The organism is Xylanimonas allomyrinae (assembly GCF_004135345.1).
Taxonomy (GTDB): Bacteria; Actinomycetota; Actinomycetes; order Actinomycetales; family Cellulomonadaceae; genus Xylanimonas; species Xylanimonas allomyrinae.
In genome coordinates this window covers 3,179,530-3,202,231 of sequence record NZ_CP035495.1, presented here as the reverse complement: position 1 = coordinate 3,202,231, position 22,702 = coordinate 3,179,530, and the positions used below count along the sequence as shown (strand labels likewise).

The following is a 22,702-nucleotide window of genomic DNA, read 5'->3' as shown; positions in this document are numbered from 1 at the left end:
ACCCGGCCTCCTTCTGTCGAGGAAGGGGTCAGCGAGCCTGGTTGAGGGCGTCGGCCTGACCCTGGTTGAGGGCGTCCTCGATGCTCATGCCGTTCTCGAAGATGTTGTTGAGCACGTCGGTGGTCATGATCGTGTTCACGATCGGCCAGGCGTCGGCCTTCTGCGACTGGAGCAGGCCGATGGCGTCGCCCATCTCGTTGAGAGCGTCGAACGGGTTGTTGGCGAAGAACTGGACGTAGGCGTTGTCCGGGTCCTGGGTGACGGACTCGTCGGTCCAGACGTCCATGTTCAGCGGGTCGAACCCGAGCTCCGACCAGACCAGCTCGTTGCCGGCGACCGACAGCTTGGCGAAGGCCACGAACTCGGCCGCGAGGTCGGCGTTCGGCGAGGCGAGCGGCACGGCCGTACCGGTGCCGCCGCCGCCGACGGTGGCCTGCACGGCGCCGTCGATCGTCGGGGGCGCGGCGACGACCCACTGGCCCGCGTTCTCCGGCTGCCACGTCAGGAAGCGCTCTGCGTACCACATCGGCATGATGGCAGCGGCCCAGTCACCCGTGGCGAAGGCGGGGCGACCCTCCTGCTCGTGGTCGGCCTGACCGCCCGGGATGGGGCTCGATGCGCCCTGGTCGGCGATGTCCTGCAGGATCGTGATGGCCTCGACGACCTTCTCGTTGGTCAGGTCCGGCGTGCCGTCGGGGGCGATCAGCTCGCCGCCGAGCTGCGCGAGCAGCACCTGGAGCTGCCACGATGCCGACGTCTCGGTCACGCCGAAGTGGCGGCCCGTCGCCTCGGTGTAGGCGATACCGGCGTCGCGGTAGTCCTCCCACGTCCGGATGGTGGTCCAGTCGATGCCCGCGGCCTCCAGCAGCGCCGCGTTGTAGAACGCGACGGTGGCGCCGACGTGGTAGTCGAGGCCGAACAGCTTTCCGTCGCGGCTGTACAGGTCGAGGCGAGCCTCGACGATCGAGTCCCGGAAGGGCTCGGCGAACGGCGTGAGGTCGACGAGGATCTGCTCACCGCGGACGAAGTCCGAGAAGCGACCGATCTCGAGGTCGACGATGTCCGGGACGTCGCCGCCGCTCGTGAGCGTCAGCAGCGCCTGGTTGTGCATCTCGTCCCAGCCCGTGACGTTGAACTGAAGGTCGATCGCCCGGTCGGGGTTCTCCTCGTTCCACTTCTCCGCCATGGCGGCCATGAAGTGTCCGTGACCTTCGACGAAGGTCATCATGTTGAGGGTGGTCGCACCGTCGGGGCGGAGGTTCCGCCACCGGCGGTCCCCCGCCGTCTCCGCCGTCGGCCGAGCATCCCGACAGGGCACCCGTCGCGAGCAGTGCGGTCGTGGCCGCCAGCGCCAGTTGCTTGCGGATTCGCATGGTGGTCAATCTCCTTCGATTGAATTCGTGTGGGTTGGGTGTTGTGCGTCGGGTCAGCCCTTGACCGCACCGGCGGTCATGCCGCTGATGAAGAAGCGCTGGAAGAGCAGGAACAGGATGAGGATCGGGAAGAGCGAGAAGAACGCTCCGATAATGAGCAGGTTGTAGTTGTTCCCATAGGGGCTGAGCAGGGAGCTCAGGCCGATCGGCAGCGTGAACAGCTCGTTGGACCTGAGCACCAGCAGCGGCCAGAGGAAGGCGTTCCACGCCATCATTCCGTTGAGGATCGCCATCGCTGCCATGGCGGGCTTCATCAGCGGCAGGACGAGGCGGAAGAAGATACCGAACTCGCTCACGCCGTCGACGCGCCCGGCCTCGATGATCTCGGTCGGTATTCCCGCCAGGTACTGCCGGAAGAAGAAGATCGTGATGGCCGAGGCGAGGAAGGGCAGGAACAGTGCGACGTGCGTGTTCTGCAGGCCCATCGCGTTCGTCTGCTGGAACAGCGGCAGCATCATCATCTCGAGCGGGACCGTCATGAGGACGATGACCAGGACGAAGAGGCTCGACTTGAACCGGAACTCGTACTTGGCGAAGCCATAGGCGACGAATGCCGAGATGAACAGGGTGAGCACCGTCTGGATGCCGGTCACCATCAGCGAGTTGCCGAACCACCGGAAGTAGTTGCCCGACTCGGCGGAGAAGAGCAACCGGTAGTTGTAGAAGCCCGCCTGCTCGAAGTCGATGCTGAGGTTCAGGCCCTCTCGCATGAGCCGGATGCCGTCCTGGAAGGTGCCGGCAAAGATCGCCCACAGCGGGATGAGAGCGATGATCGCGATGACGATGAGTGCCGCGCTCATGGCGAGCGAGCGCCCACGGAACAGGCGGTTCGGGTCGTCTTCGCGCAGGGTCTGGCCGGCGGTGCCCGAAGAGGAAATCGCGCTCATCGATTGTCCTTCTTGAAGAATCCGGTCAGCGTGAGCTGAGTGAAGTTGATGATGAGGACGGCGAGCAGCAGCACGACGCCGACGGCGGAGGCGTAGCCCATGTCACCGCGCTGCACGCCGAGGCTGTACAGGTAGCCGACGATCGTGAGGCCCACGTTGTTCGGTGAGCTCGCGCCGCCCCAGAGCATGAAGGCCTCGACGAACATCGCGAGCCCGCCGAAGATCGAGATCGTGGTGACGAAGACGATCGTGGGCCGGATGGACGGCAGCGTGACGTGGATGAAGGTCTTGAACCGGCCTGCGCCGTCGAGCTCGGCGGCCTCGTAGTACTCCTGGGGGACCGACTGGAGCGCGGCGAGGAAGTACATCATGTTGACGCCGGTCCACCGCCACAGGGCGATGGCGACCAGGGCCACGAGGGCGGTGCCGCCGCTGCGCAGCCACCGGACGGGGTCGAGCCCGATCAGGCCCAGCGCCTGGTTCATCAGCGCGGTGCTCGACTCCGAGAAGATGAGCCGGAAGATGATGCCGGCCACGACGACGGAGGTCAGGGCGGGCACGAACATCGCGGCCTTGAAGAAGGACTTGATCCGCGGCGATCCGATCTTCGAGTTGACCAGCACCGCCAGTGTCAGCGGGATCGGGATCAGCAGGACGAGCGTGACGAGCATGTAGCGCAGCGAGTTCGTCACCGCGACCCAGAAGATGCGGTCGCCGAACATGCGCTCGAAGTTGCCCAGGCCGACGAAGTAGGACCGGCCGGGGACGATGTGCTCGAAGCTCATCGCGACCGATCGAGCGATCGGGAATCCCCAGAAGACCAGGAACGTCACGATGAACGGCAGCACGAAGATGTACGGCGCTGCCTTCTGCGAGAAGAAGACGGACTTGAGCCCGCCTCTTCGCGCCGGGGCGCGACGGCCGGTGCGGCTGCGCTCGTGTTCGGTGATGGTCGACATCGATCCTCCGGACCGGGATCGCGGGGAGCCGCTACCCGGTTCTACATCGTTGTAGTTGATGACGTCGAGAACGTTAACACCCGGCCGACCGCGCGCCCGCTCCGTCTGGCGCCATGTGCCGGGAGCGCTGGCACGCCGCCGCCGCCGGGTCGGAGCGCATGACGGACACCGCCCGGCACGGCAGCGGGAGGCACGCCGTCCGGCGCGCCTCCCGCTCGGCCTCTGCGGCTAGAACGCGCTCGTCAGCACGCCCATGACGAGCAAGGTCCCGAACGCGACCAGGCAGGCGCCACCCACCAGGAACCCCGCCGTCGCAAGACCGCGCCCCCGACCGCCGGCCGTCCCGATCCGCCTCACGGCGACCACGCTCGACGCGACGGCGAGCACGCACAACGTCGGCACCAGCGCGATCGCGACACCCATGGGCACCAGGAGGAACGTCACGACGCCCGTCACGGCGAGGGCCAGGGCGACCACGGCCAGCGGCTCGCGGCGATCTGCCGAAGCGCTCATGGCGTGACCCCGGGAGCGAAAGCCCGCGTGCCGCGGCACGCGGCGGCAGGGCGGGTGCAGACCGGCTGCGTCATGCGGAGGACCTCCTCGGGTTCCCGTGCTGCGTCCAGCACTGGTCGGAACCTACGGCGGCCGACGTGCCCCCACGGCGGCGTGGCTCGATCTACGTCGTTCCCTGTCTCGCCGTCGACGCCCGCTCGACGAGCTCGAACGGTGCGGTCAGCAGCCGCGGTGCCACATCGAGGCCCTCCATCCGCTCGATCAGCATCCGCACGGCCTCATGGGCGATGTGCTTGCGGCTGACGTCGATCGTCGTCAGCGGGGGCTCGGAGTACAACGTCTGGGCGATGTTGTCGAACCCCACCACCGCGACGTCGTCGGGGACGGCGAACCCGCGCCGGTGCAGCTCACGCAACGCACCCAGGGCGAGGGCGTCGTTCATGGCGAACACGCCGTCGACGGGCGCCCCCGTGTCGAGCACCTGCCGCATCGCCTCGGCACCGGTGGCATGCACCCAGCGCCCCGCGACCCCGACCAGCCGCGGGTCGGGCGTGAGCCCCGCCTCGGTGAGCCCCGCCTGGAACCCCTTCAGGCGCAGACCCGCGGAACCGACCACCTCACCCGGGTGCGCGCCGATCACCGCGACGTGACGGCAGCCACGCTCCACCAGGTGCGACGCCGCAGCCTTCGCGCCCTCGACGTTGGCCATCGTGACGTGGTCCACGGGCCCCTGGAACACCCGCTCGCCGAGGAGCACGAGCGGGTAGGTGACCGCCAGCGGCGTCGTGTCGTCGGGGCTCATCGACACGGGCGAGAAGATCAGGCCGTCGGTCAGGCGGCGCTTCTGCCCGCGCAGCGCGTCGAGCTCCCGCTCGCCCATCGGCCCGGTCTGCTCGATGAGCAGCGTCAGCCCACGATCCTCGGCGGCACGCATGACCGAGTAGGCCAGCTCGGAGAAGTAGGGGACCCGGAGATCGGGAACGGCTAGCCCGATCATTCCCGTGCGCCCCTGCTTGAGCTGGCGCGCGGTGACGTTCAGCTCGTAGCCGAGCGTCTCGATCGCAGCCTCGACGCGCGCACGCGTCTGGGGCCGGATGTACGGGTAGTCGTTCACCACGTTGGACACCGTCTTGATCGAGACGCCGGCAAGCCGTGCGACGTCGTGCATGGTGACGGCCACCGCCCCGACCCTCCCTTCTCGACGCCCTCCGGTCACGACTGTAGAGCGAGGCGGTCGACAGCACCCCGCGGTGGCGCCCCTCTTCGGCCCCCACGACCGCACACGATCCGCCTGCGACGGCCCCGCGGTCACGGTGCGGGCGCCGCCACCTCCGCCCGCGTCGGCGGGTCCGCCCCGGGGCGCGAGACCGTCACCGCGGCCGCGCGGGACGCCCAGCGTGCGGCGTCGGCAAGCTGCCGCGTCGTCAGCGCCGCGAGCACCTCCCGCGCCGCAGGGCCTACGGCCCCGCGCTCCGCGAACGCGTCGAGCAGCGCACCCATGAACGTGTCACCGGCGCCGATGGTGTCGGCCACCGCCACGCGCTCACCGGGCACCCGAACGACGTCGCCGCCGCGCACCACGACGGCGCCGTCGCCGCCGAGCGTCACGACCACCACGACAGGGCCCGCCACGGCCCACGCGCGCGCGACGTCGAGCGGGTCCTCGTCCGGGTGGTACCACGCGAGGTCCTCGGCCGACACCTTGACGACGTCGCTCAACGCCACGAGCCGCTCGACGCGCGGGCGCACCGCCGCGACGTCGGGCGTGATCGCGGGCCGCGCGTTGGGGTCGAACGAGACGAGCGCGTGCCCGCGCGCGGCCCGCATCGCCTCCTCGACGGACGACGCGCCCGGGTCGAGAACCGTCGCGATCGAGCCGGCGTGCACGACGCCGGCACCGGCCACCTGCCCGGTCGCGGCCACGGCGGGCAGGTCCCAGGTCAGGTCGAAGTCGTAGGTCGCACCGCCCTGCGCGTCGAGCACGACGGCGGCCGTCGACGTCCGGCCGCACGCCGGGGCGGACGCTGCCACCGCGACACCCGACGCCTCGGCCCACGCGCGCACCAGCCGGCCGCGGGCGTCGTCGGCGAGCACCGTCACGAGGGTGGCGCGGCGCCCGAGCCGCGCGAGCGTCACCGCGACGTTCGCAGGGCTCCCCCGGGGAGGTCGCGGGCGCCGGTGGCGCCGTCGGGAACGACGTCGACCAGCGCCTCGCCCAGCACGACGAAGCGAACGCTCACGGCCGTGTCCTCGTGTGCGGCGCCCGCTCCGGCGGAGCGTCCTCGCGCAGGGCACCCTCGCGCAGGGCGTCGCCGCGCAGGGCCCCCTCGCGCAGCGCTCGGGCGAGCATCGGGGCGAGCGGCAGACGCGGGAGCAGCGTGGCCTGCACGGCGTGGTAGATGTCGGGCTTGCCGGGCCACACCGTCGCGGCGGGGCGGTTGGCAGGGTCCAGCTCGTGGTGCCACGAGCCGCGCTCCCGGTCGATCAGGTAGCGGTCGGCGTAGTCCCACCAGGTCGCGTACCAGGACGCGAACCGCGGGTCGCCCGTGCGGGCATGCAGGGCGGCGGCCGTGGCGATCGCCTCGCACACCACCCAGTGCATGCGCGTGCGGACCACGGGCACCCCGGACCAGTCGGTGGTGTAGACGAAGCCCTCCGCGCCGTCGACGGCCCATCCGTCCGCGACGGAACGGTCGAACAGCGCGACGGCCGTCTCGGCCAGGTCGCCGGACGCCTCGGGGCGGCGGCCTCCAGGTGCAGCAGCAGGCGAGCCCATTCGAGCCCGTGCCCGGGCGTGGCACCGTAAGGCTTGAACTGGTCGCCGGGCCGGTCCCGGTTGAGCTCGAGGTCGGGAGCCCAGTCGGGGCCGAAGTGCTCGGGGAGACGTGCGTCGTTGCCGCGTGCCAGGTCGACGACGAACGAGGCGGCCCGCCCCGCGCGCGCGCGCCACGCTGCCGCGTCGGCCTCGGGCACCGCGTCGGCCACGGTCAGCATCGCCTCGACGGAGTGCATCGTGGCGTTCAGGCCGCGGTAGCTGTCGAGGGTCGTGAAAGAGGAGTCCCACGCGTCGACGGGGCGGCCGGCGTCGTCGTCCCAGAACCGGTCCAGGTAGACGGCGGTGGCCTCGTCGAGCAGGGTGGCCGCGCCCGGACGCCCGGCGATGGTCGCCGACGCCGCGGCCAGCATGACGAACGCGTGGTCGTAGCAGGTCTTGCCGGCTGCGATGTCCGGCGTGCCCGCGGCGTCGCGCGCATGGAACCATCCGCCGTGGGCGGCGTCGCGCAGCGGACCCGTCAGCCCGGCGAGCGCGGCGTCCGCGACCTCGGCGCTGCCGGGGACGCCGAGCAGTGCGCCGAGCGAGTACGAGTGCGCCGTGCGAGCCGTGATCCAGGTCTGCACGCCGAGCGCCGGCACCGGCCGGCCGTCGTCGTCCAGGTAGGCGGCGCCCCCCGCGGGGAGCGCGGCGCGAGCGCCGAACGCGAGCAGACGTCGGGTCTCGTCGTCGAGCCAGGCGCCGCTCGCGCTCGGCAGGAGGGAAGTCATCGAGCCAGGTTCCGTTTCGCTCGTCGGGCATGCAAGGCGACGGCGCGGCCCGCGTCGCTGCGTGGGCCGCGCCGTCTCTGGATCACTTGGTGAGCGGGCCCAGCGTCGGGTCGTTCGCGTACACCTCGGCAGCGTTCTCCTGGGTGACGATCTTCGGCTCGAGCAGGTAGGCGGGGACGACCTTCACGCCGTTGTCGTACGACGTCGTGTCGTTGACCTCGAAGTCCTGCCCCTGCTGCGCAAGCTTGATCTGGTCGATCGTCTTGGCGACGAGCTCACGCGTGTCCTTGTAGATCGTCGAGTACTGCACGCCCGCGACGATCGACTTGACCGACTCGACCTCGGAGTCCTGGCCCGTGATGACCGGCACGTCCTTGCCCGCCTGCTGCACGGCCGTCAGGGCCGCGCGGGCGAGCGTGTCGTTGGGCGAGAGGATGCCGTCGAGCTTGGTGTCGCCGGCGTAGAAGCCCGACAGGATGGTGTCCATGCGCTTCTGCGCGTTCTCACCCTTCCAGCCCTGCGTGGCGGCCTGCTCGAACGAGGTCTGGCCCGACACGATGGTCAGCGTGCCGTCGTCGATCTTCGGCTGGAGGATGCTCAGCGCGCCCTCGAAGAACGGCGTCGAGTTCGCGTCGTCGGACGACCCGGCGATCAGCTCGATGTTGTAGGGGCCGGCGCCCTTGCGGGCGGCGAGGCCGTCCAGGAGCGCCTGGCCCTGGAGCTCACCGACGCGGAAGTTGTCGAACGCGACGTACAGGTCGACGGCGTCCGTGTTCTTCACCAGCCGGTCGTAGGCGATGACCTTGACGCCCGCGTCCTTGGCAGCCTTGAGCTGGGTGCCGAGCTGCGAACCGTCGATGGCGCCGACGACGATGACCTTGGCGCCCTGCTCGACCATGGCGTCGATCTGGTTCTGCTGCTCCGTCACGCCGCCGTTCGCGAACTGAACGATGGGCTTGAACCCCGCGTCCTTGAGGCCGTCGTTGAACAGCTGCTCCGCGAGCACCCAGTTCTCCGACGTCTTCTGCGGCAGAGCGACGCCGATGGCCGCTCCGGCGTCGAACCCGCTCGCGGCGTCAGAGGGGCTCTCGGCCGCCCCGTCACGTTCCGACGACCCGCAACCTGCGAGCGCGAGCGCCCCGATCGCCCCGAGGGCGACGAGCGCGGACTTCCACTTCTTCATCACTGCACCTTTCGACTGTGCGTCCACCGTTGGACGCTCGATCTCGCGGGAAGCCCCCGCGCGGGTGGGGTGGTCAGACGGTCTGGCGCACCGGTGGGGCAGCTTCCACTGCCTCCTCGGGGCGCGAGCGCCGCAGTGAACCGGTCATCCGGCCGATGAGGGACGGCCGACCCTGAACCTTGTTGTAGACGTCGAAGGCCACGGCGGCCAGGAGGACGAGGCCCTTGATCATCTGCGTCCGCTCGGACCCGACGCTCATGAGCTGGAGCCCGTTGTTGAGCACGGCCATGACGAGACCGCCGATGATCGACCCGGTCACGGTGCCGACGCCGCCGGAGACGGCCGCACCGCCGATGAACACGGCCGCGATCGCGTCGAGCTCCCAGCCGGTCCCGTCGAACGGGCCCGACGCCGTCGCGCGGCCGACGAACACGATCGCGGCCACGGAGGAGAGCACCGACATGTTCATCATGACCAGGAAGTTGGTGCGCTTGATGTTGACACCCGAGAGCGCGGCCGCAGCCCGGTTGCCGCCGACGGCGTACACGTGCCGGCCCGTGATGGTGCGGGTCGAGAGGAACCAGTAGAGCGCGACGAGCACGAGCAGGATCACGCCCGAGACCGGGAACGACGTCCCGTAGCGACCCGAACCGAACAGGAAGGTGAGGTAGCCGATGACGACGACGAGCGTCCCGGCCCGCACGAGCGACACGACGGTCGGCACCGGCTGGCCGCCGAGCCGGCGCGCCGTCGTGCGGCGGCGCACCTCGCTCCAGATGACGAGCGCGATCCCGGCCAGGCCGAGCACGAGCGTCGAGTTGTTGATCCCGGTGTTGGGGCCCCATTCCCACAGGTAGCCCGAACCGAGGAACTGGATCTGCTCCGGCACCGGCACCGTGTTGGACTTGCCGATGTACTGGTTGAGGCCGCGGAAGAACATGTACCCGGCCAGTGTGGTGATGAAGCCGGGGATGCCGACGTAGGCGACCCAGAACCCTTGCCACGCCCCGATGAGCGCGCCGCACACGATGCCGATGATGATTCCCGCCCACCAGGGCACGCCCCAGTCCCGGATGACGAGCGCCACGATGATGCCGACGGCCGCCGCGACCGACCCGACCGACAGGTCGATGTGGCCGGCGATGATGACCATGACCATGCCGATGGCCAGCAGCAGCACGTGCGAGTTGCCGTTGATGAGGTTCTGCGCGTTGGTGGGCGTGAGCACCTTGCCGCCCGTGGTGATCTGGAACGTCACCACGAGCGCCACGAGCGCGAACACCATGCCGAACTGCCGCGCTCCTCCGCTGAAGAGCTGCCTGAGTGCCGTCATCGTCGGTTGCCTTCGTCCGTTCCTGGTCGTGGGTAGGTGGGTGGGGGGTTCTCAGGCCGCGCCTGCGTGAGCAGGACCGGCCCCGGTCATGAGCCGCATCAGCGACTCCTGGTCGGCTGCCGCGCCGTCGATGACCCCGGTGATCGTGCCCTCGAAGATCGTGTAGATCCGGTCGCACAGCCCGAGCAGCTCGGGGAGCTCGCTGGAGATGACGACGACGCCCTTGCCTGCGTCGGCGAGCGCCTGGACCAGACCGTAGATCTCGTACTTCGCGCCGACGTCGATGCCGCGCGTCGGCTCGTCGAGGATCAGCAGGTCCGGCTCGGGGAACATCCACTTGCCCAGCAGGACTTTCTGCTGGTTGCCGCCCGAGAGCTTGACGACGCCTTCCTCGACGCTGTTGGCCTTGATGCGCAGCGACGTGCGGTAACCCTCGGCCGCGCTGTGCACCAGGGCCTCGTCGAGCATGCCCCGGACGCGCACCTTCTTGAGCGCGGCGGAGACGACCGTGTCCTGGATCGTGTCGAGAAGGTTGAGCCCGAGAGCCTTGCGGTCCTCGGGCACGTAGGCGATCCCGTGCTCGATGGCCGACTTGACCGTCGGCAGACGCACCTCGGCACCGTCGATCTTGACCGTGCCGCTGATCCAGCGCCCGTAGCTGCGGCCGAAGATCGAGCGAGCGAGCTCGGTGCGGCCCGCGCCCATGATCCCGGCGAACCCGACGATCTCGCCACGGCGGACGTAGAAGCTCGCCCCCTTGGACACGAGCCGCCCCGGCAGCAGCGGGTGCTCGACCGTCCAGTTCTCGACCTCGAAGAACGTCTCGCCGATGTGCGGCGTGTGGTCCGGGAAGCGGGCGTCGAGCGAGCGGCCGACCATCCCTCGGATGATGCGGTCCTCGGTGACGTCGCCCGACGTGACGTCGAGCGTCTCGACGGTGCGCCCGTCGCGGATGATCGTGATCGCGTCGGCGACGGCGGTGATCTCGCCGAGCTTGTGGGAGATGATGATGCAGGTCAGACCGCGATCTCTCAGTCCGCGCAGCAGGTCGAGCAGAAGCTCGGAGTCGTGCTCGTTGAGCGCCGACGTCGGCTCGTCGAGGATGAGCAGCTCGACGTTCTTCGACAGGGCGCGGGCGATCTCGACGAGCTGCTGCTGGCCGACGCCGAGGTTCTTGACGAGGGCGTCGGGGTCGGCGCGCAGGCCCACCGTGGCCAGAAGCTCACTGGCCTTCTCGCGCGTGGCCTGCCAGTCGATGCCGACCGCTCCGCGCACCTCGTTGCCGAGGAAGATGTTCTCCGCGACCGACAGCTCGGGGATGAGCGCGAGCTCCTGGTGGATGATCACGATGCCGGCGTGCTCGCTCGACCGGATGTCCTTGAACGCGACGGGCTTGCCCTTGTAGACGATCTCCCCGTCGTAGGTGCCGTGCGGGTAGACGCCCGACAGCACCTTGACCAGGGTGGACTTGCCCGCGCCGTTCTCGCCGCAGATTGCATGGATCTCGCCCTGGGCGACCGTCATCGACACGTCGTCGAGCGCACGTACGCCCGGGAACGTCTTCGTGATCGACCGCATCTCGAGGATGGGGAGCGAGTCGCGCATCACGTGCTCCTCTCGGACCGCATCGTCGCGGTCCGTCGACATCCCGGCGCCAATTGCCGGACGGTCTGGAACCTATGGAGTCAGGAGCACTGTCGTCAAGTCTTGAACGCGGATTTGATCGCTGCGTTATTTAGTTGTGATCGTTCCCTGGGCGATCCCGGACGCCTGGAGCGCCAGCAGGCAGGCCCCCAGCACCTCGGCGCGGGGCTCGAACTCCGACACCCGGAACCGCGTGCGGGCGATCGCCGCGGGCAGTGCGCGCTTGCGCGCCGACGCGACGACGGCATCGAGCAGCGGCTTCCCGACGGACGCGAGCGGCCCCCCGAGGACGAGCACGTCGGGGCTCAGCAGGTTGCACACGACCGCGAGCACCCGGCCCAGCGCGTCACCCGCCTCGGCGACGATCCGCAGCGCGACGGCGTCGTCCTGCGCGGCGGCCGCCAGCACGTCGTCGAGCACCGCATGCCCTCCGTGGGCCCGCTCGAAGTCGGCGACGACGCTGCGCGTCGAGGCGATGGTCTCCAGGCACCCGCGCGAACCGCAGTAGCAGGTCTGGCCGCCGTCGACGACGCGCACGTGCCCGAGCTCGCCGACCAGCCCGCTCGTCGAGCGGTAGACCTCGCTCCCGATGGCGATACCCGCACCGATGCCGCTGGCGACCTTGAGGTACACGAGCGTGCCGTCGTTGCCCCCCGGAGCGGACGCGGCATGGGCGAGCGCACCGAGGTTGGCATCGTTGTCGACGACGACGTCGATCCCCAGCGCGCCCGACGCGAACGACGCGAGATCCTGGCCCGACCACTGGCGCAGCACCGACTGCTGCACGACGGCACCGTCGCGCCCGATCGACGCGGGCACCGCGAGACCACACCGGCGCACCTGCGCACGCTCGAACCCCGCATCGGCCACGAGCTCATCGAGAAGCTGCGACGCCAGGCGCAGGGTGTCTTCCGGCGCGTGCCCCTGGTCGAGCGCGACCTCACGGTCACCGAAGGTCCTGCGAGCGGTGTCGCAGCCGGCGACCCGCAGGTGCGTGCGCCCGACATCGATACCCACGACGATCCAGTCCTCCGGGACCAGCGAGACGCGCACCCCCCAGCGCCCGTCGCGCAGCACGCGCTCGGTACGCATGCGCCCGGCAGCGCTCTCCAGGCCCACGATGTTGGACACCGTCGCACGCGACAACCCGGTGACCCGGGCGAGATCTGCCTGCAGCTGCGGCCCGGCAGCCGTCAACGTGCGCACGAGCGCAGCCGTGTTCAGGCCCCGCAGCGCGGCCTGCGACCCAGAGCCCGACCTCGGTGTGCTCGACATGACGCATTGATAGCGCACACACCCGTGTGCGTTCAACGCGTGAACGCGCACCGGCACCCGCTGCGCGTGAGCACAATCCGCACATCAACGACTAGACGGGCAGGTCAGCGGCTTGCGGAGAGACCCGCAGCAGCTCCGTCTCCCCGAACGACACGTTCTCGTCGACCCCGACCTCAGCGCTTCCGCCGCCGTCGGAGAGCGCGACCCGGGCCGTTCGCACGAACGGCGTGCCCGGTCGCGCGACGCACACCTCGAGCGCGCACCCCTCGATCCAGGCATCGGCGGGGTGAAGAACAGGTGCCGATCATGCCGCGCCGGAGCGCCGGCGACGTCCGCCGCCACGCGCCCGGTCCGCCCGCACGGGTCAGGCGTGCCGTTCCGTCCACGCGGCGATCAGGTCGAGAGACAGAGGCGCGATCGGAAGCGGCGCCACGGGTGACGCCGGGTCGACCCACACGAGCTCCGCGAGCTCGGCCAACGGTCGCGGCTCGGCCCCCGGCGGGAGATCGACGTCGAACGCGTGCGCGTCGACGACGTGCCCCGGCTCGTTGGCCGCGGTCGCACGGAACCGCCCGAGCGGGCGCACCGCGTCGGCGTCGAGCGCGACACCGATCTCCTCCTCGACCTCCCGGACCAGGGCGTCGAGCGGGCGCTCCTCCGGCTCGATCTTGCCGCCCACCTGCATGAACGCCGACGTTCCCCGCTTGCGCACCAGAAGGAACCGCCCGTCGCGCACGACGACGGCGGCAACGATGTGCAGCACCACCGGACGGCCGGAACCCGTCACCCCTGGTCGACCTGCTCGTCGATGACGGTGCCGTCCAGCATCTTGACCACCAGGGGACGCCCACCAGTCCGCTGCCCGCGATGTCGGGGTCGTCGGCAGAGGAGTCGTCATAAGGGTCCGGTCCCGGCGACGACGGACCGGCCGACGGGCGACCCGCGCGTGAGGCGAGCGCGCGCCGCTGGACCGCCTCGACCGCGTCCTGCGCCGCCCCGGAGCGACCAGGCGGCGCGAGCGTCACCCGGGGCTGGGTCGGCGCCGCGGCAGCGGGCGCCGCACCCGCCGGAGCGGTGGTGGCCGTCGGGACGACCGCAGCCATCGCGTCCGCGCGGGGTGGCACGTTCGCCGCCGTCGCCGGCTCGCCCAGGTCAGGTCGTTCCTCGACCAGACGCAGCCGGGGTCGCGCGACCGCCGGCTCGGGCTCGTCGAAGGGCGGCTCGGGGTCGTCGTCCGGCGGAGGCTCGTGCAGGGACACGCCCGCGAGCCACGCGGCGTCGGCGTCGTCGAACGCGGGAGACGGGGCGGCGGGCTGAGCCGGAGCGTGCGCGACCGCGACCAGCGGACGATGCTGCGAGGCGGGTGCCACAGGGTCGTTCGACCGAACCTCACCACGACCGCCTGGCCGGGGGGACTCCGCGCTGCCGGGACCGCCGGACGCCGGAGCCTGCGCGCCGACCCGGAACGCTGGCGCGGGGTCGTCCTGCTCCGGCGGGTCGTCGTGGCGACGAGCGGGCGCCGCATCGCGGGGACGGGCACCGCCGGGCACCTCCACCTCCACGATCTCGACACGCACCGCAATGCCGAGAGTCCCGTAGACGGCGTCGCTGATCGTCTCCGGACGACCCCGCCGTGCGAGCGCGACGACGCTCGGAGCGAAGCCGACGCGAAGCACACCGTTCTCCAGGCTCAGCACCTCGGAGTTCTCGCTCAGGAACGCGACCGCACCGGGGTTCCCGATACTGCGCAGCGCCTCGAGCCAGCGACGCCGGACCATCTCGGTCGTGACCTCCGACGCAGCATCGTCCCCGCGTCCGGAGGGCGCGCCTGCCGGCACCGAGGCCGCAGGCACCGAAGGCGCGATGCTCGGCGCCGAGGCCTCCGACACACCACCCTCGGCCGCCGCGGGAGCGGCATCGTGGAGCCCCCCGCCATCACCCGGCGCGAGACCCTCCCCGCCACCCGGAGCGTCGCCACCACCCGGCGACGCTCCCGCACTGCCGGGACGCGGCACACCCTCCGGCGCGGCCCGCTCCGCGGTGCTCGGACCGCCCGCCGCCCGCGGGGCGGGCGCGGCATCCGGGCCACTCACCGCCTGCGGGGCGGGCGCGGCATCCGGGGCGGTGACGGCATCCGGGCCACTCACCGCCTGCGGGGCGGGTCCGGCATCCGGGGCGGTGACGGCATCCGGGCCACTCGCCGCCGACGGGGCGGGCGCGGCATCCGGGGCACTCGCCGCCCGCGGCGCGGGTACGGCATCCGGGCCGCTCACCGCCGGCGGGGCGGGCGCGGCATCCGGGACGCTCGCGCCGAGTTCCGGCCGAGGACCAGCCGTTCGGGTCCCGGCCGCGACGGCCGCGACCGGGTCGGCCGTCGCGTGGCCGTCGCTCACGCGGTCGCCTCCTGCCGGACCGGCGCTCACGGGATCCGCCCCGACGGCCGTCGTCGGTGCCGGAGTGGCGCCGCGGCTCGCCTGGATCGCCGCGCGCACGGCGGCCGGCCCGCTCTGGGAGCCGGCGCGCACGGCCCCCGCCACCTCGGCACTCTGCGGCCGCGCGGCTCGCGGTGCCTGCGACGCGGCGCCGTCGATCGCTCCACGCTCCAGCCGTTCGACGCGCGCGGCCAGGCCGGCGGCCCCCTGGTCCGCCCCGGGCAGCAGCAGCCGCGCGCACAGCAGCTCCAGGTGCAGGCGAGGCGACGTCGCCCCGGTCATCTCGGTGAGCGCGGCGTTGACCAGGTCGGCCGCGCGTGAGAGCTCGGCGATCCCGAGGCGCGAGGCCTGCGTGGCCATGCGGGCGAGCTGGTCCTCGGGCAGCCCGCGCAGCACGGCGCCCGCCGCGTCTCCCGAGACGGCGATGACGATGAGGTCGCGCAGCCGTTCGAGCAGGTCGTCGACGAACCGCTGCGGCGCGTGCCCGGAGGCGATGAGCTGGTCGACCACGCGGAAGAGCGACGCGCCGTCCCGCGCGGCGAGCGCGTCGACGACGTCGTCGAGCAGCGAGGCGTGCGTGTAGCCGAGCAGCCCGACGGCCAGGTCGTAGTCGACCGTCCCGCCGGTCGCGCCCGCGATGAGCTGGTCGAGCACCGAGAGCGAGTCACGCACGGAACCGCCCCCCGCGCGAACCACGAGCGGAGCCACACCCCCGCCGAGCGTCACTCCCTCGGCCGCGCACAACGACTCGAGGTAGGGCGACAGCACGTCCGGCGGCACGAGCCGGAACGGGTAGTGGTGCGTGCGCGACCGGATGGTGCCGATGACCTTGTCCGGCTCCGTCGTCGCGAAGACGAACTTGATGTGCGGCGGCGGCTCTTCCACGATCTTGAGCAGCGCGTTGAACCCCGCCGGCGAGACCATGTGGGCCTCGTCGATGATGAAGATCTTGAACCGGTCGCGCGTCGGCGCGAAGGTCGCGCGCTCACGCAGGTCGCGGGCGTCGTCGACGCCGCCGTGCGAGGCGGCGTCGATCTCGACGACGTCGAGCGACCCGCTCCCGCCGCGCGCCAGCTCCACGCACGAGGGGCAGGTCCCGCAGGGGGTGTCGATCGGCGTCTCGGGCGTGTTCGCGTGGCAGTTGAGCGTGCGCGCGAGGATCCGCGCCGACGTCGTCTTGCCGCACCCTCGCGGCCCCGAGAAGAGGTACGCGTGGTTGACCCGTCCGCTTCGCAGCGCCTGCATGAGCGGCGAGGTGACGTGCTCCTGACCGATGACCTCGGCAAACGTCTCGGGCCGGTAGCGGCGGTACAGGGCTGTGGTCACCCGACCACCCTAGACGGCGACACCGACACGCGGCGGGTCGCCTGGGGACGCTGGCACGAGGGTGCGCGGGCTTTCGCGCCAGCTCGTCGCCCGCACCCGCGCGTGACGAAGAGATGACGTGCGCGGACGCGCACCCGCAGCCACCGGCCGGCTACCGGCGCAGCGCCCTGCGCGCGAGCGTGTTCCCGAGCAGCTGCACGAGCTGCACCACCGCGACGAAGATCACCACGACGACGAACGTGACGCCCCAGTTGTACTGCTGGTATCCGTGCACGATCGCGAAGTCGCCGAGCCCGCCGGCGCCGAGGTAGCCGCCGATCGCCGACATGTCGAGCACGACGACGAACAGGAACGTGTAGCCCAGGATGAGCGGCGCGAGCGCCTCGGGAACGAGCACCGTGCGGATGATCCGCAGCGGAGACGCACCCATCGCCCGTGCCGCCTCGACGACGCCGGGGTCGATGGTCACGAGGTTCTGCTCGACGAGGCGCGCGAAGACGACCGACGCCATGACGCACATGGGGAAGGTGAACGCGTCGATCCCGACGGTCCTGCCCGTCACCACACGCGTCAGCGGCCCCAACGCCACGATGAAGATGAGGAACGGCACGGGCCGCAGGATGTTGATCAGCACGTTGAGAACGGTGAACACCACCTTGTTCTCGAGCAGGTTCCCCGACCGTGTCAGGTACAGGCCCAATCCGATGAGCAGGCCGAAGAACCCGCCCGCGACCAGGGTGATGAGCACCATGTAGAGGGTCTCGCCGGCCGCCTGCCACAGCAGCGGCCCGAGGTTTGCCCAGTCCATCAGTCGTTCCCCTCCACGAGCCCGGTCGGTCCGCCCGTGGGGCCGCCCCCGGGACGTCGCTCGCCGCTTGTTCCCGGCACCTCGCGGGCGTCACGCCCCGGCGTGGCCTCAGCCCGCCCCGCCGCGAGCGACGGGACGGTGCGCGGCGCCCGGGCAGTGCCCAGGTCGTCGACGTCGGTCACCGCGCGCAGGTGCGCGACCGCGGCGGCGACGGCGTCGTCGGACCCGGCGAGCTCGAACGTGAGCGACCCGTAGGGCTTGTTCGCCACCTCCGTGATGCCGCCGTAGACCACTGCGGGCTCCACGCCGCGGTCCCGCAGCACCTGCGTGATCGCGCGCGTCGACCCGGTGACCTCGTCGATGCCGACGACGACGAGCCGCCCCGGGTGCCTCTCGCGCAGCCGCGCGAGGGTCTCGTCCGACGGCCTGTCGCGCAGCGACGTGGCCACGAACCGGCGCGTCACGGCCGCCTGCGGCCGCGAGAAGATCTCGTACGCGGCGCCCGTCTCGACGACCTTGCCGTGCTCCATCACCGCGACGCGGTCGCAGCAGTAGCGGACCACGTCCATCTCGTGGGTGATGATCACGACGGTGATGCCGAGCTCGCGGTTGACGCGCTGGAGCAGCCGCAGCACCTCGCGCGTCGTCTCGGGGTCGAGCGCGCTGGTCGCCTCGTCGGCGAGCAGGATGCGCGGGTTGGTCGCCAGCGCCCGCGCGATGCCCACGCGCTGCTTCTGCCCGCCGCTGAGCTGCGCCGGGTAGGTGTCCGCCTTGTCGGCGATGCCGACGAAGTCGAGCAGCTCACGCACGCGGGCCTCGCGCTCGCCGCGCGGCCACCGGGCGACCTCGAGCGGGTAGGCGACATTCCCCGCGACCGTGCGCGAGGCGAGCAGGTTGAACTGCTGGAAGATCATCCCGATGCCGGCACGGACCTCACGGAGCCGGGCCTCGCCCAGCCCCGTGAGGTCCGTGCCGCCCACCACCACCGCTCCCGACGTCGTCCGCTCGAGCGCGTTGATGAGCCGCACGAGGGTGGACTTCCCGGCGCCCGAGTAGCCGATGACGCCGAAGATCTCTCCGGCCGCGATGTCGAGGGTGACGCCGTCGACGGCCCGGACCTCGGGCCGTCGGCGCCCGCCCGGGAACACCTTGGCGGCGTCCCGGAAGCTGATGATGGGTTCGCTCACGATGATCAGGATGTCAGGAGGTTCAGCCCTGGGCCTTCTCGTTCTTCTCGATGGTCGCCAGGATGTCCTGGAGGTCCTTCGGCGAGTTGTCCTTGATGACGCCCGTGCCACCCGATGCCTCGATCACGCCGTCCGTGACCTCCGACTCGTGGTAGATCTCGATGAGCTTCTTGAAGGTCGGGTTGTCGGCGTCGGCCTTCCGGGAGACCCAGACGTTGATGTACGGGTCGTTGGCGCTCGAGTCGGCGTCGGTCGAGTAGACCGGCTTCTGGTGCGCGGCGTCGATGTTCGGCACGTAGTCGTTGTTGACGATGGCCGCGTAGACCTTCGGGTCCTGGAGCGCCGTCGGGGTCTGGTCGGCCTTGAGCGCCGTGACGGTGACCTTCGACTCGTCGGCGACGACGTCGGCCGCCGTCGAGAACGACGTGCCGCCGCCCTTGAGCTTCACGAGCCCGGCGTCCTGGAGCACGAGCAGCGCACGGGCCTGGTTGGAGGCGTCGTTCGGGATGGCGACCTCGGCGCCGTCGGGGATGTCCGCGACGTCGTCGACCTTGGTCGAGTACAGGTCGAGCGGGTAGACGGCGGTGGCGCCGATCGGCGTCAGGTCGCTTCCGGTCTTGACGTTGTAGTCGGCGAGGAACTGCAGGTGCTGGAACTGGTTCAGGTCGAGGTCACCGTCGGACAGCCCCTGGTTGGGCAGCTGGTAGTCCGAGAAGTTCTTGAGCTCGACGTAGATGCCCTCCTCCTCGGCCTTCGCCTTGAAGGTGTCCCAGTAGGCCTCGCCGCTGGAGACGATGCCGATGACGATCGGGTCCTCCTTGGACCCGGCGGACACCTCGTCCGAGCCGGAGCTGGCGCAGCCGGCCAGGGCGAGCGACGCGACGGCGCCGAACGCCGCCACCGAGCGGGCGGCGAAGGAGAAGCGGGAGCGAGACATGGTGTTCCTTCCGTGGGCGGGCAGCGGCACACGTGCCGCGCCCGTGGAGCGAGGGGTGGGGAGAATGCCCGTGCGTCGTGGCACGGTGCCGCGGAGGCCGACGGCGGAGCGGCGCGCGAGGGCGGTCGAACGATCCCGGGCTCAGCGCACCGAGCAGCGCATTCGCCCGGCCTGCACGAGGCAGCGGCACATGACGGCGCGCGGCGTGAGGCGCGGAGTCGAGGCGGCGTGCGTCGTGGTGGCGGGCATGGCGTCATCATGCGTTCCGACAACGCTTGCGAGCGAACTGGCGACGGGAAAATCCTGCGATACGAGACACCGTCGTCTCGACTGCTGAGAATGCGCAGGTCAGCGGGTCGCGCAGGGCAGCAAAGGACCCCCCGTGCACCCGCCAGAGCGCACCTACCCTTGCTGCCTTCCGGCCCTGGGGAGTTCGGCACGATGACGCCGCACGAGGGGTCTACCGCTCAGCCTAACGGAGCGCCGCGCCGTCACCGAAATCCGGGGGTGCATCTGCGGCCAGCCCCCGAGGCCCCCGGACCACCTCGTTCCGGGGCACGCGTCCGCGTCCGGTATCCTTCTGTGGCTGCCGTGCTGCAGCAACCAGGAGGATTCGCCTAGCGGCCTATGGCGCACGCTTGGAAAGCGTGTTGGGTTCACGCCCTCACGGGTTCAAATCCCGTATCCTCCGCGCCGGAACCCCGGGAGCCTCGTGCTCCCGGGGTTTTTCGTTGACATCCCACGGATCTGGCAGGACTGGTTCGTTGTCATCGGTGCACCGCTGAGGGCAACACAGCGTCGACGAACGCCGACGTCGCCCCGGCCCCGGAGAGCATCGGGTCCACCGTCGTCTCCCTCCGGGTGTCCGACGTCGAGGCCTCGGTCCTGGCTCGCGTCCAGACGCACACGCAGGCAGCCGGGTCGCGCGGGCTGCGGCAGCCGCTCGCCGATGCCCTGGCGGATCTCGACCCGGCCGGGCAGGACGTCATCGTCGATGCCGGCCACCTCGGGCTCGCCGGGTCGCCCGAGCCGCTGCTCGCGCGGCGGACCTGACTCTGCTCACCGTGCGGACCGACCTGCTGTCGCTCGCCGGCGCACGCTCGCGCGCAGCGCAGCTCGCGTCCGAGGCCTCCTGGCGCAAGCCCGGCCTGCTGCTCCTCGGCGACGGCCATCCCTGCCGGGCCAGCCACGCGGCCAAGATCCTCCGTCTGCCCGTCGTCGCGAACGTCGGCCTCGACCCGGTCAATGCCGGCGTCTACATCGCGAGCGATTCACTTCCCGAACGAGCAGGCCGCGCTCAAGTGCGTCGACCTCGCCGTCATGGCCTTCGACCCAACCGGCAACGGCCGCGCCCGCTGGACCCGACGCTGGAAGGGCGCTCTGAACGCGTTCGACACCACCTTCGACGGGCGCCCCGGCGCGCACTGCCGCTGACCAGCAACAACAATCCCAGACACACCGCCAGCCGGACGAACCCATGCCTCATCAACCGTCTCGACCCCGAGCCCGATGAACGGCGAGCGGGACGCGCCGAAGAAGGGCGACTCTACGGCGCGCCCGCAGGCGGATGTTGTGCTCAGCGCGCGGTGAAGCCGCCGTCGACGGTGAGGGTCGACCCGGTGACCCACCGGGACTGGTCAGAGGCGAGGAACGCGACCGCACTGGCGACGTCCTCTGCGGTCCCGAGGCTCGGCCACGGCGACTGGTCGTGGAGCATCTGGTTGAGGTCGGGGTCGTCGAGGAAGGGACGGACCATTGCGGTCGCGAGGAAGCCCGGGCACACCGCGGTGACACTGATCTGCTCGGCGGCGAAGTCGACGGCCAACTGGCGAGTCAGGTTCACCACAGCCCCCTTGGAGGCGCAGTAGCCAGGCTCCTGAGCAAGACCGACGAGCCCCCCGATCGAGGCGATGTTGATGACCTTGCCCCGGGAGGGGCCGACGATGTCCTGCCTGAGGAACTGGGTGATCGCGAGCTTGGACCCTAGCCAGACGCTCTTGAGATTGACCGCGATGGTCCTGTCGAAGTCCTCCTCCCGCTCGTCGACGATCGTCGACAGGCCGGTGAAGATGCCGGCGTTGTTCACGATGATGTCGAGACGGCCGTACTCGGCGACGGCGGTCTCGACCAGTCTGGTCATGTCGGCGGTATTGCTAGCGTCGGCCTTGACAAAGATGGACGCTCCGCCGTTCTTGGCGATCAGGTCATGGGTCTCGGCGTCGCCGTCCTCCTCGTAGCCCCCGGCGCGGGCCCCGGGCCGGAGGTCTGAACACACAACGGTGGCGCCTTCAGCAGCGAGGCGCAGGGCGATGGCTCGCCCGTTGCCGGAACTGGAGCCGGTGACGATGGCGATCTTGTTCTTGAGGGACATGCCGGTTCTCCTTCTTATTCTGGGACGGATGTCTTACACGGAGTAGCGGCAAAGGGTCTCGCCGCCATCGAGGCGGACGAGGTCTCCGTGGATATAGCTGGATTCGTCGCTGGCGAGGAACAGTGCCAGGTGAGAGACGTCGTCCACCTCACCCCATCGCTTCATCGGGACGGAGTCGGCGAAATCGTTCATGAACGCCAGGTCCTCGTACAGGTCGCGGGTCAGTGCGGTCTTGGCGTAGGTCGGGCAGATGCCGTTGACTCGGATGCCCTCGTGTCCGTACTCGATCGCAGCGCAACGGGTCAGGTTGGCCTGGGCGCCCTTGGAGATGTTGTAGACCGACTGCTTTGGATGGCCCTGCAGTCCGGCGGTGGAGACGAGATTGATGATGCTGCCGCGCAGGTTGTGCGCACCGGGCTCCTGCCGGCGGAACTGTTCGACGGCGGACTGGGTGCCGAAGAAGGTGCCCTTGACATTGACGTTGAAGCAGGCGTCGAGGTCGGCCTCGGTGAACTGGTCCATCAGGCGTCCACCGCGATAGATGCCGGCGTTGTTGAACATGACGTCGAGGCGACCGAAGCTCTCCACGGCGGCTGCGACCGCGGCATCGGTGTCGGCCCTTTTGGTCACGTCGCACCGGACGAAGACCGCGCGGCCGCCCTTGGCGTTGATGAGGTCAGCGGTCGGAGTATCGAGGTCGGTCTCGAAACCCTTGGCGAGGGGCTTCTCGAGGATGTCGGCCACGACGACGGCCGCACCGTGCCGTGCGAACAACAGGGCGGAGTCGCGGCCGAAGCCCGACGCGGCGCCCGTAATGACGACGACCTTGTCGAGCAGGCGGGCGGAGGTCTCGTTGGACATGGGGAACTAC

The 22,702-nt window shown here is 70.6% G+C and carries 17 protein-coding genes, 1 tRNA gene, 1 other RNA gene and 3 pseudogenes; 3 read left to right on the top strand and 19 right to left on the bottom strand.

The genetic code is table 11. The annotated features are described in order from the left end of the window. Nucleotides 1–28: 28 nt before the first annotated feature. The 17 genes and pseudogenes from ET495_RS14430 to ffs form a co-directional block, all read right to left on the bottom strand. Nucleotides 29–1,225 (bottom strand): ABC transporter substrate-binding protein, encoded by a 1,197-nt coding sequence (locus ET495_RS14430; protein WP_162616499.1) that lies wholly within the window; start codon nucleotides 1,223–1,225, stop codon nucleotides 29–31. A gap of 201 nt (nucleotides 1,226–1,426) precedes the next feature. Continuing rightward, nucleotides 1,427–2,320, bottom strand: a complete 894-nt coding sequence (locus ET495_RS14425; protein WP_129205364.1) for a carbohydrate ABC transporter permease — start codon at nucleotides 2,318–2,320, stop codon at nucleotides 1,427–1,429. Continuing rightward, entirely contained in the window at nucleotides 2,317–3,279 is a 963-nt protein-coding gene (locus ET495_RS14420; RefSeq protein ID WP_129205363.1) for a carbohydrate ABC transporter permease, read from the bottom strand. The genes ET495_RS14425 and ET495_RS14420 overlap by 4 nt, the downstream gene beginning before the upstream one ends. A 228-nt stretch (nucleotides 3,280–3,507) precedes the next feature. Beyond that, nucleotides 3,508–3,792, bottom strand: coding sequence for a hypothetical protein (locus tag ET495_RS14415; RefSeq protein WP_129205362.1), 285 nt, complete (start codon nucleotides 3,790–3,792; stop codon nucleotides 3,508–3,510). A 163-nt stretch (nucleotides 3,793–3,955) separates the two neighbouring features. Next, the gene (locus tag ET495_RS14410) at nucleotides 3,956–4,972 is read right to left on the bottom strand and encodes a LacI family DNA-binding transcriptional regulator (protein ID WP_129205361.1); all 1,017 of its coding nucleotides are present in this window, start codon (nucleotides 4,970–4,972) and stop codon (nucleotides 3,956–3,958) included. Nucleotides 4,973–5,100: 128 nt separating this feature from the next. After that, nucleotides 5,101–5,928, bottom strand: coding sequence for a PfkB family carbohydrate kinase (locus ET495_RS14405; protein ID WP_245993100.1), 828 nt, complete (start codon nucleotides 5,926–5,928; stop codon nucleotides 5,101–5,103). A gap of 100 nt (nucleotides 5,929–6,028) precedes the next feature. Further along, a pseudogene (locus ET495_RS14400) lies at nucleotides 6,029–7,335 on the bottom strand (AGE family epimerase/isomerase). Nucleotides 7,336–7,417: 82 nt separating this feature from the next. After that, nucleotides 7,418–8,518, bottom strand: a complete 1,101-nt coding sequence (locus tag ET495_RS14395; RefSeq protein ID WP_129205360.1) for a substrate-binding domain-containing protein — start codon at nucleotides 8,516–8,518, stop codon at nucleotides 7,418–7,420. 73 nt (nucleotides 8,519–8,591) lie between these two features. Next, on the bottom strand, nucleotides 8,592–9,851 hold the full coding sequence (locus ET495_RS14390; protein ID WP_129205359.1) for an ABC transporter permease subunit: 1,260 nt from the start codon (nucleotides 9,849–9,851) through the stop codon (nucleotides 8,592–8,594). A 51-nt stretch (nucleotides 9,852–9,902) separates the two neighbouring features. Next, nucleotides 9,903–11,456, bottom strand: a complete 1,554-nt coding sequence (locus ET495_RS14385; RefSeq protein ID WP_129205358.1) for a sugar ABC transporter ATP-binding protein — start codon at nucleotides 11,454–11,456, stop codon at nucleotides 9,903–9,905. Between the two features lie 126 nt (nucleotides 11,457–11,582). Beyond that, nucleotides 11,583–12,770 (bottom strand): ROK family protein, encoded by a 1,188-nt coding sequence (locus ET495_RS14380; protein WP_129205357.1) that lies wholly within the window; start codon nucleotides 12,768–12,770, stop codon nucleotides 11,583–11,585. Nucleotides 12,771–13,134: 364 nt separating this feature from the next. Beyond that, a complete protein-coding gene (locus tag ET495_RS14375; protein WP_342770171.1) occupies nucleotides 13,135–13,668 on the bottom strand; it encodes an NUDIX hydrolase in 534 nt (177 codons plus the stop codon). A 1,150-nt stretch (nucleotides 13,669–14,818) separates the two neighbouring features. Further along, nucleotides 14,819–16,528, bottom strand: a pseudogene (locus tag ET495_RS19505) (DNA polymerase III subunit gamma and tau); the annotation flags it as partial. Between the two features lie 151 nt (nucleotides 16,529–16,679). Then, nucleotides 16,680–17,336, bottom strand: coding sequence for a methionine ABC transporter permease (locus tag ET495_RS14365; RefSeq protein WP_129205355.1), 657 nt, complete (start codon nucleotides 17,334–17,336; stop codon nucleotides 16,680–16,682). Beyond that, nucleotides 17,336–18,523, bottom strand: coding sequence for a methionine ABC transporter ATP-binding protein (locus ET495_RS14360; protein ID WP_425471146.1), 1,188 nt, complete (start codon nucleotides 18,521–18,523; stop codon nucleotides 17,336–17,338). The genes ET495_RS14365 and ET495_RS14360 overlap by 1 nt, the downstream gene beginning before the upstream one ends. Before the next feature lie 22 nt (nucleotides 18,524–18,545). Further along, complete coding sequence (locus ET495_RS14355; protein WP_129205354.1) at nucleotides 18,546–19,460, bottom strand: MetQ/NlpA family ABC transporter substrate-binding protein; 915 nt, start codon at nucleotides 19,458–19,460, stop codon at nucleotides 18,546–18,548. A gap of 368 nt (nucleotides 19,461–19,828) precedes the next feature. Further along, nucleotides 19,829–19,924: signal recognition particle sRNA small type (ffs, locus tag ET495_RS14350), an RNA gene on the bottom strand. A gap of 142 nt (nucleotides 19,925–20,066) precedes the next feature. Between ffs and ET495_RS14345 the strand changes: the two genes are divergently transcribed. From ET495_RS14345 to ET495_RS14335, 3 genes and pseudogenes are all read left to right on the top strand, one after another. Beyond that, nucleotides 20,067–20,151, top strand: a tRNA-Ser gene (locus ET495_RS14345). A gap of 170 nt (nucleotides 20,152–20,321) precedes the next feature. Further along, on the top strand, nucleotides 20,322–20,513 hold the full coding sequence (locus ET495_RS14340) for a hypothetical protein (protein WP_129205353.1): 192 nt from the start codon (nucleotides 20,322–20,324) through the stop codon (nucleotides 20,511–20,513). Nucleotides 20,514–20,732: 219 nt separating this feature from the next. Beyond that, a pseudogene (locus tag ET495_RS14335) lies at nucleotides 20,733–20,894 on the top strand (IS256 family transposase); the annotation flags it as partial. A 142-nt stretch (nucleotides 20,895–21,036) separates the two neighbouring features. Here the strand turns inward: ET495_RS14335 and ET495_RS14330 are convergent. Both ET495_RS14330 and ET495_RS14325 read right to left on the bottom strand, forming a co-directional pair. Further along, nucleotides 21,037–21,831 (bottom strand): SDR family NAD(P)-dependent oxidoreductase, encoded by a 795-nt coding sequence (locus tag ET495_RS14330; protein ID WP_129205352.1) that lies wholly within the window; start codon nucleotides 21,829–21,831, stop codon nucleotides 21,037–21,039. 33 nt (nucleotides 21,832–21,864) lie between these two features. Continuing rightward, nucleotides 21,865–22,692 (bottom strand): SDR family NAD(P)-dependent oxidoreductase, encoded by an 828-nt coding sequence (locus ET495_RS14325; protein ID WP_129205351.1) that lies wholly within the window; start codon nucleotides 22,690–22,692, stop codon nucleotides 21,865–21,867. Nucleotides 22,693–22,702: the final 10 nt, after the last annotated feature.

Excerpts from the sequence above, each read along its gene's own strand:
- ET495_RS14355 (WP_129205354.1), bottom strand. The coding sequence starts at position 19,460 with ATGTCTCGCTCCCGCTTCTCCTTCGCCGCCCGCTCGGTGGCGGCGTTC.
- ET495_RS14395 (WP_129205360.1), bottom strand. The coding sequence starts at position 8,518 with ATGAAGAAGTGGAAGTCCGCGCTCGTCGCCCTCGGGGCGATCGGGGCG.
- ET495_RS14330 (WP_129205352.1), bottom strand. The coding sequence starts at position 21,831 with ATGTCCCTCAAGAACAAGATCGCCATCGTCACCGGCTCCAGTTCCGGC.
- ET495_RS14325 (WP_129205351.1), bottom strand. The coding sequence starts at position 22,692 with ATGTCCAACGAGACCTCCGCCCGCCTGCTCGACAAGGTCGTCGTCATT.
- ET495_RS14390 (WP_129205359.1), bottom strand. The coding sequence starts at position 9,851 with ATGACGGCACTCAGGCAGCTCTTCAGCGGAGGAGCGCGGCAGTTCGGC.
- ET495_RS14380 (WP_129205357.1), bottom strand. The coding sequence starts at position 12,770 with ATGTCGAGCACACCGAGGTCGGGCTCTGGGTCGCAGGCCGCGCTGCGG.
- ET495_RS14425 (WP_129205364.1), bottom strand. The coding sequence starts at position 2,320 with ATGAGCGCGATTTCCTCTTCGGGCACCGCCGGCCAGACCCTGCGCGAA.
- ET495_RS14430 (WP_162616499.1), bottom strand. The coding sequence starts at position 1,225 with ATGACCTTCGTCGAAGGTCACGGACACTTCATGGCCGCCATGGCGGAG.
- ET495_RS14365 (WP_129205355.1), bottom strand. The coding sequence starts at position 17,336 with ATGGACTGGGCAAACCTCGGGCCGCTGCTGTGGCAGGCGGCCGGCGAG.
- ET495_RS14375 (WP_342770171.1), bottom strand. The coding sequence starts at position 13,668 with ATGACGACTCCTCTGCCGACGACCCCGACATCGCGGGCAGCGGACTGG.
- ET495_RS14420 (WP_129205363.1), bottom strand. The coding sequence starts at position 3,279 with ATGTCGACCATCACCGAACACGAGCGCAGCCGCACCGGCCGTCGCGCC.
- ET495_RS14385 (WP_129205358.1), bottom strand. The coding sequence starts at position 11,456 with ATGCGCGACTCGCTCCCCATCCTCGAGATGCGGTCGATCACGAAGACG.
- ET495_RS14415 (WP_129205362.1), bottom strand. The coding sequence starts at position 3,792 with ATGAGCGCTTCGGCAGATCGCCGCGAGCCGCTGGCCGTGGTCGCCCTG.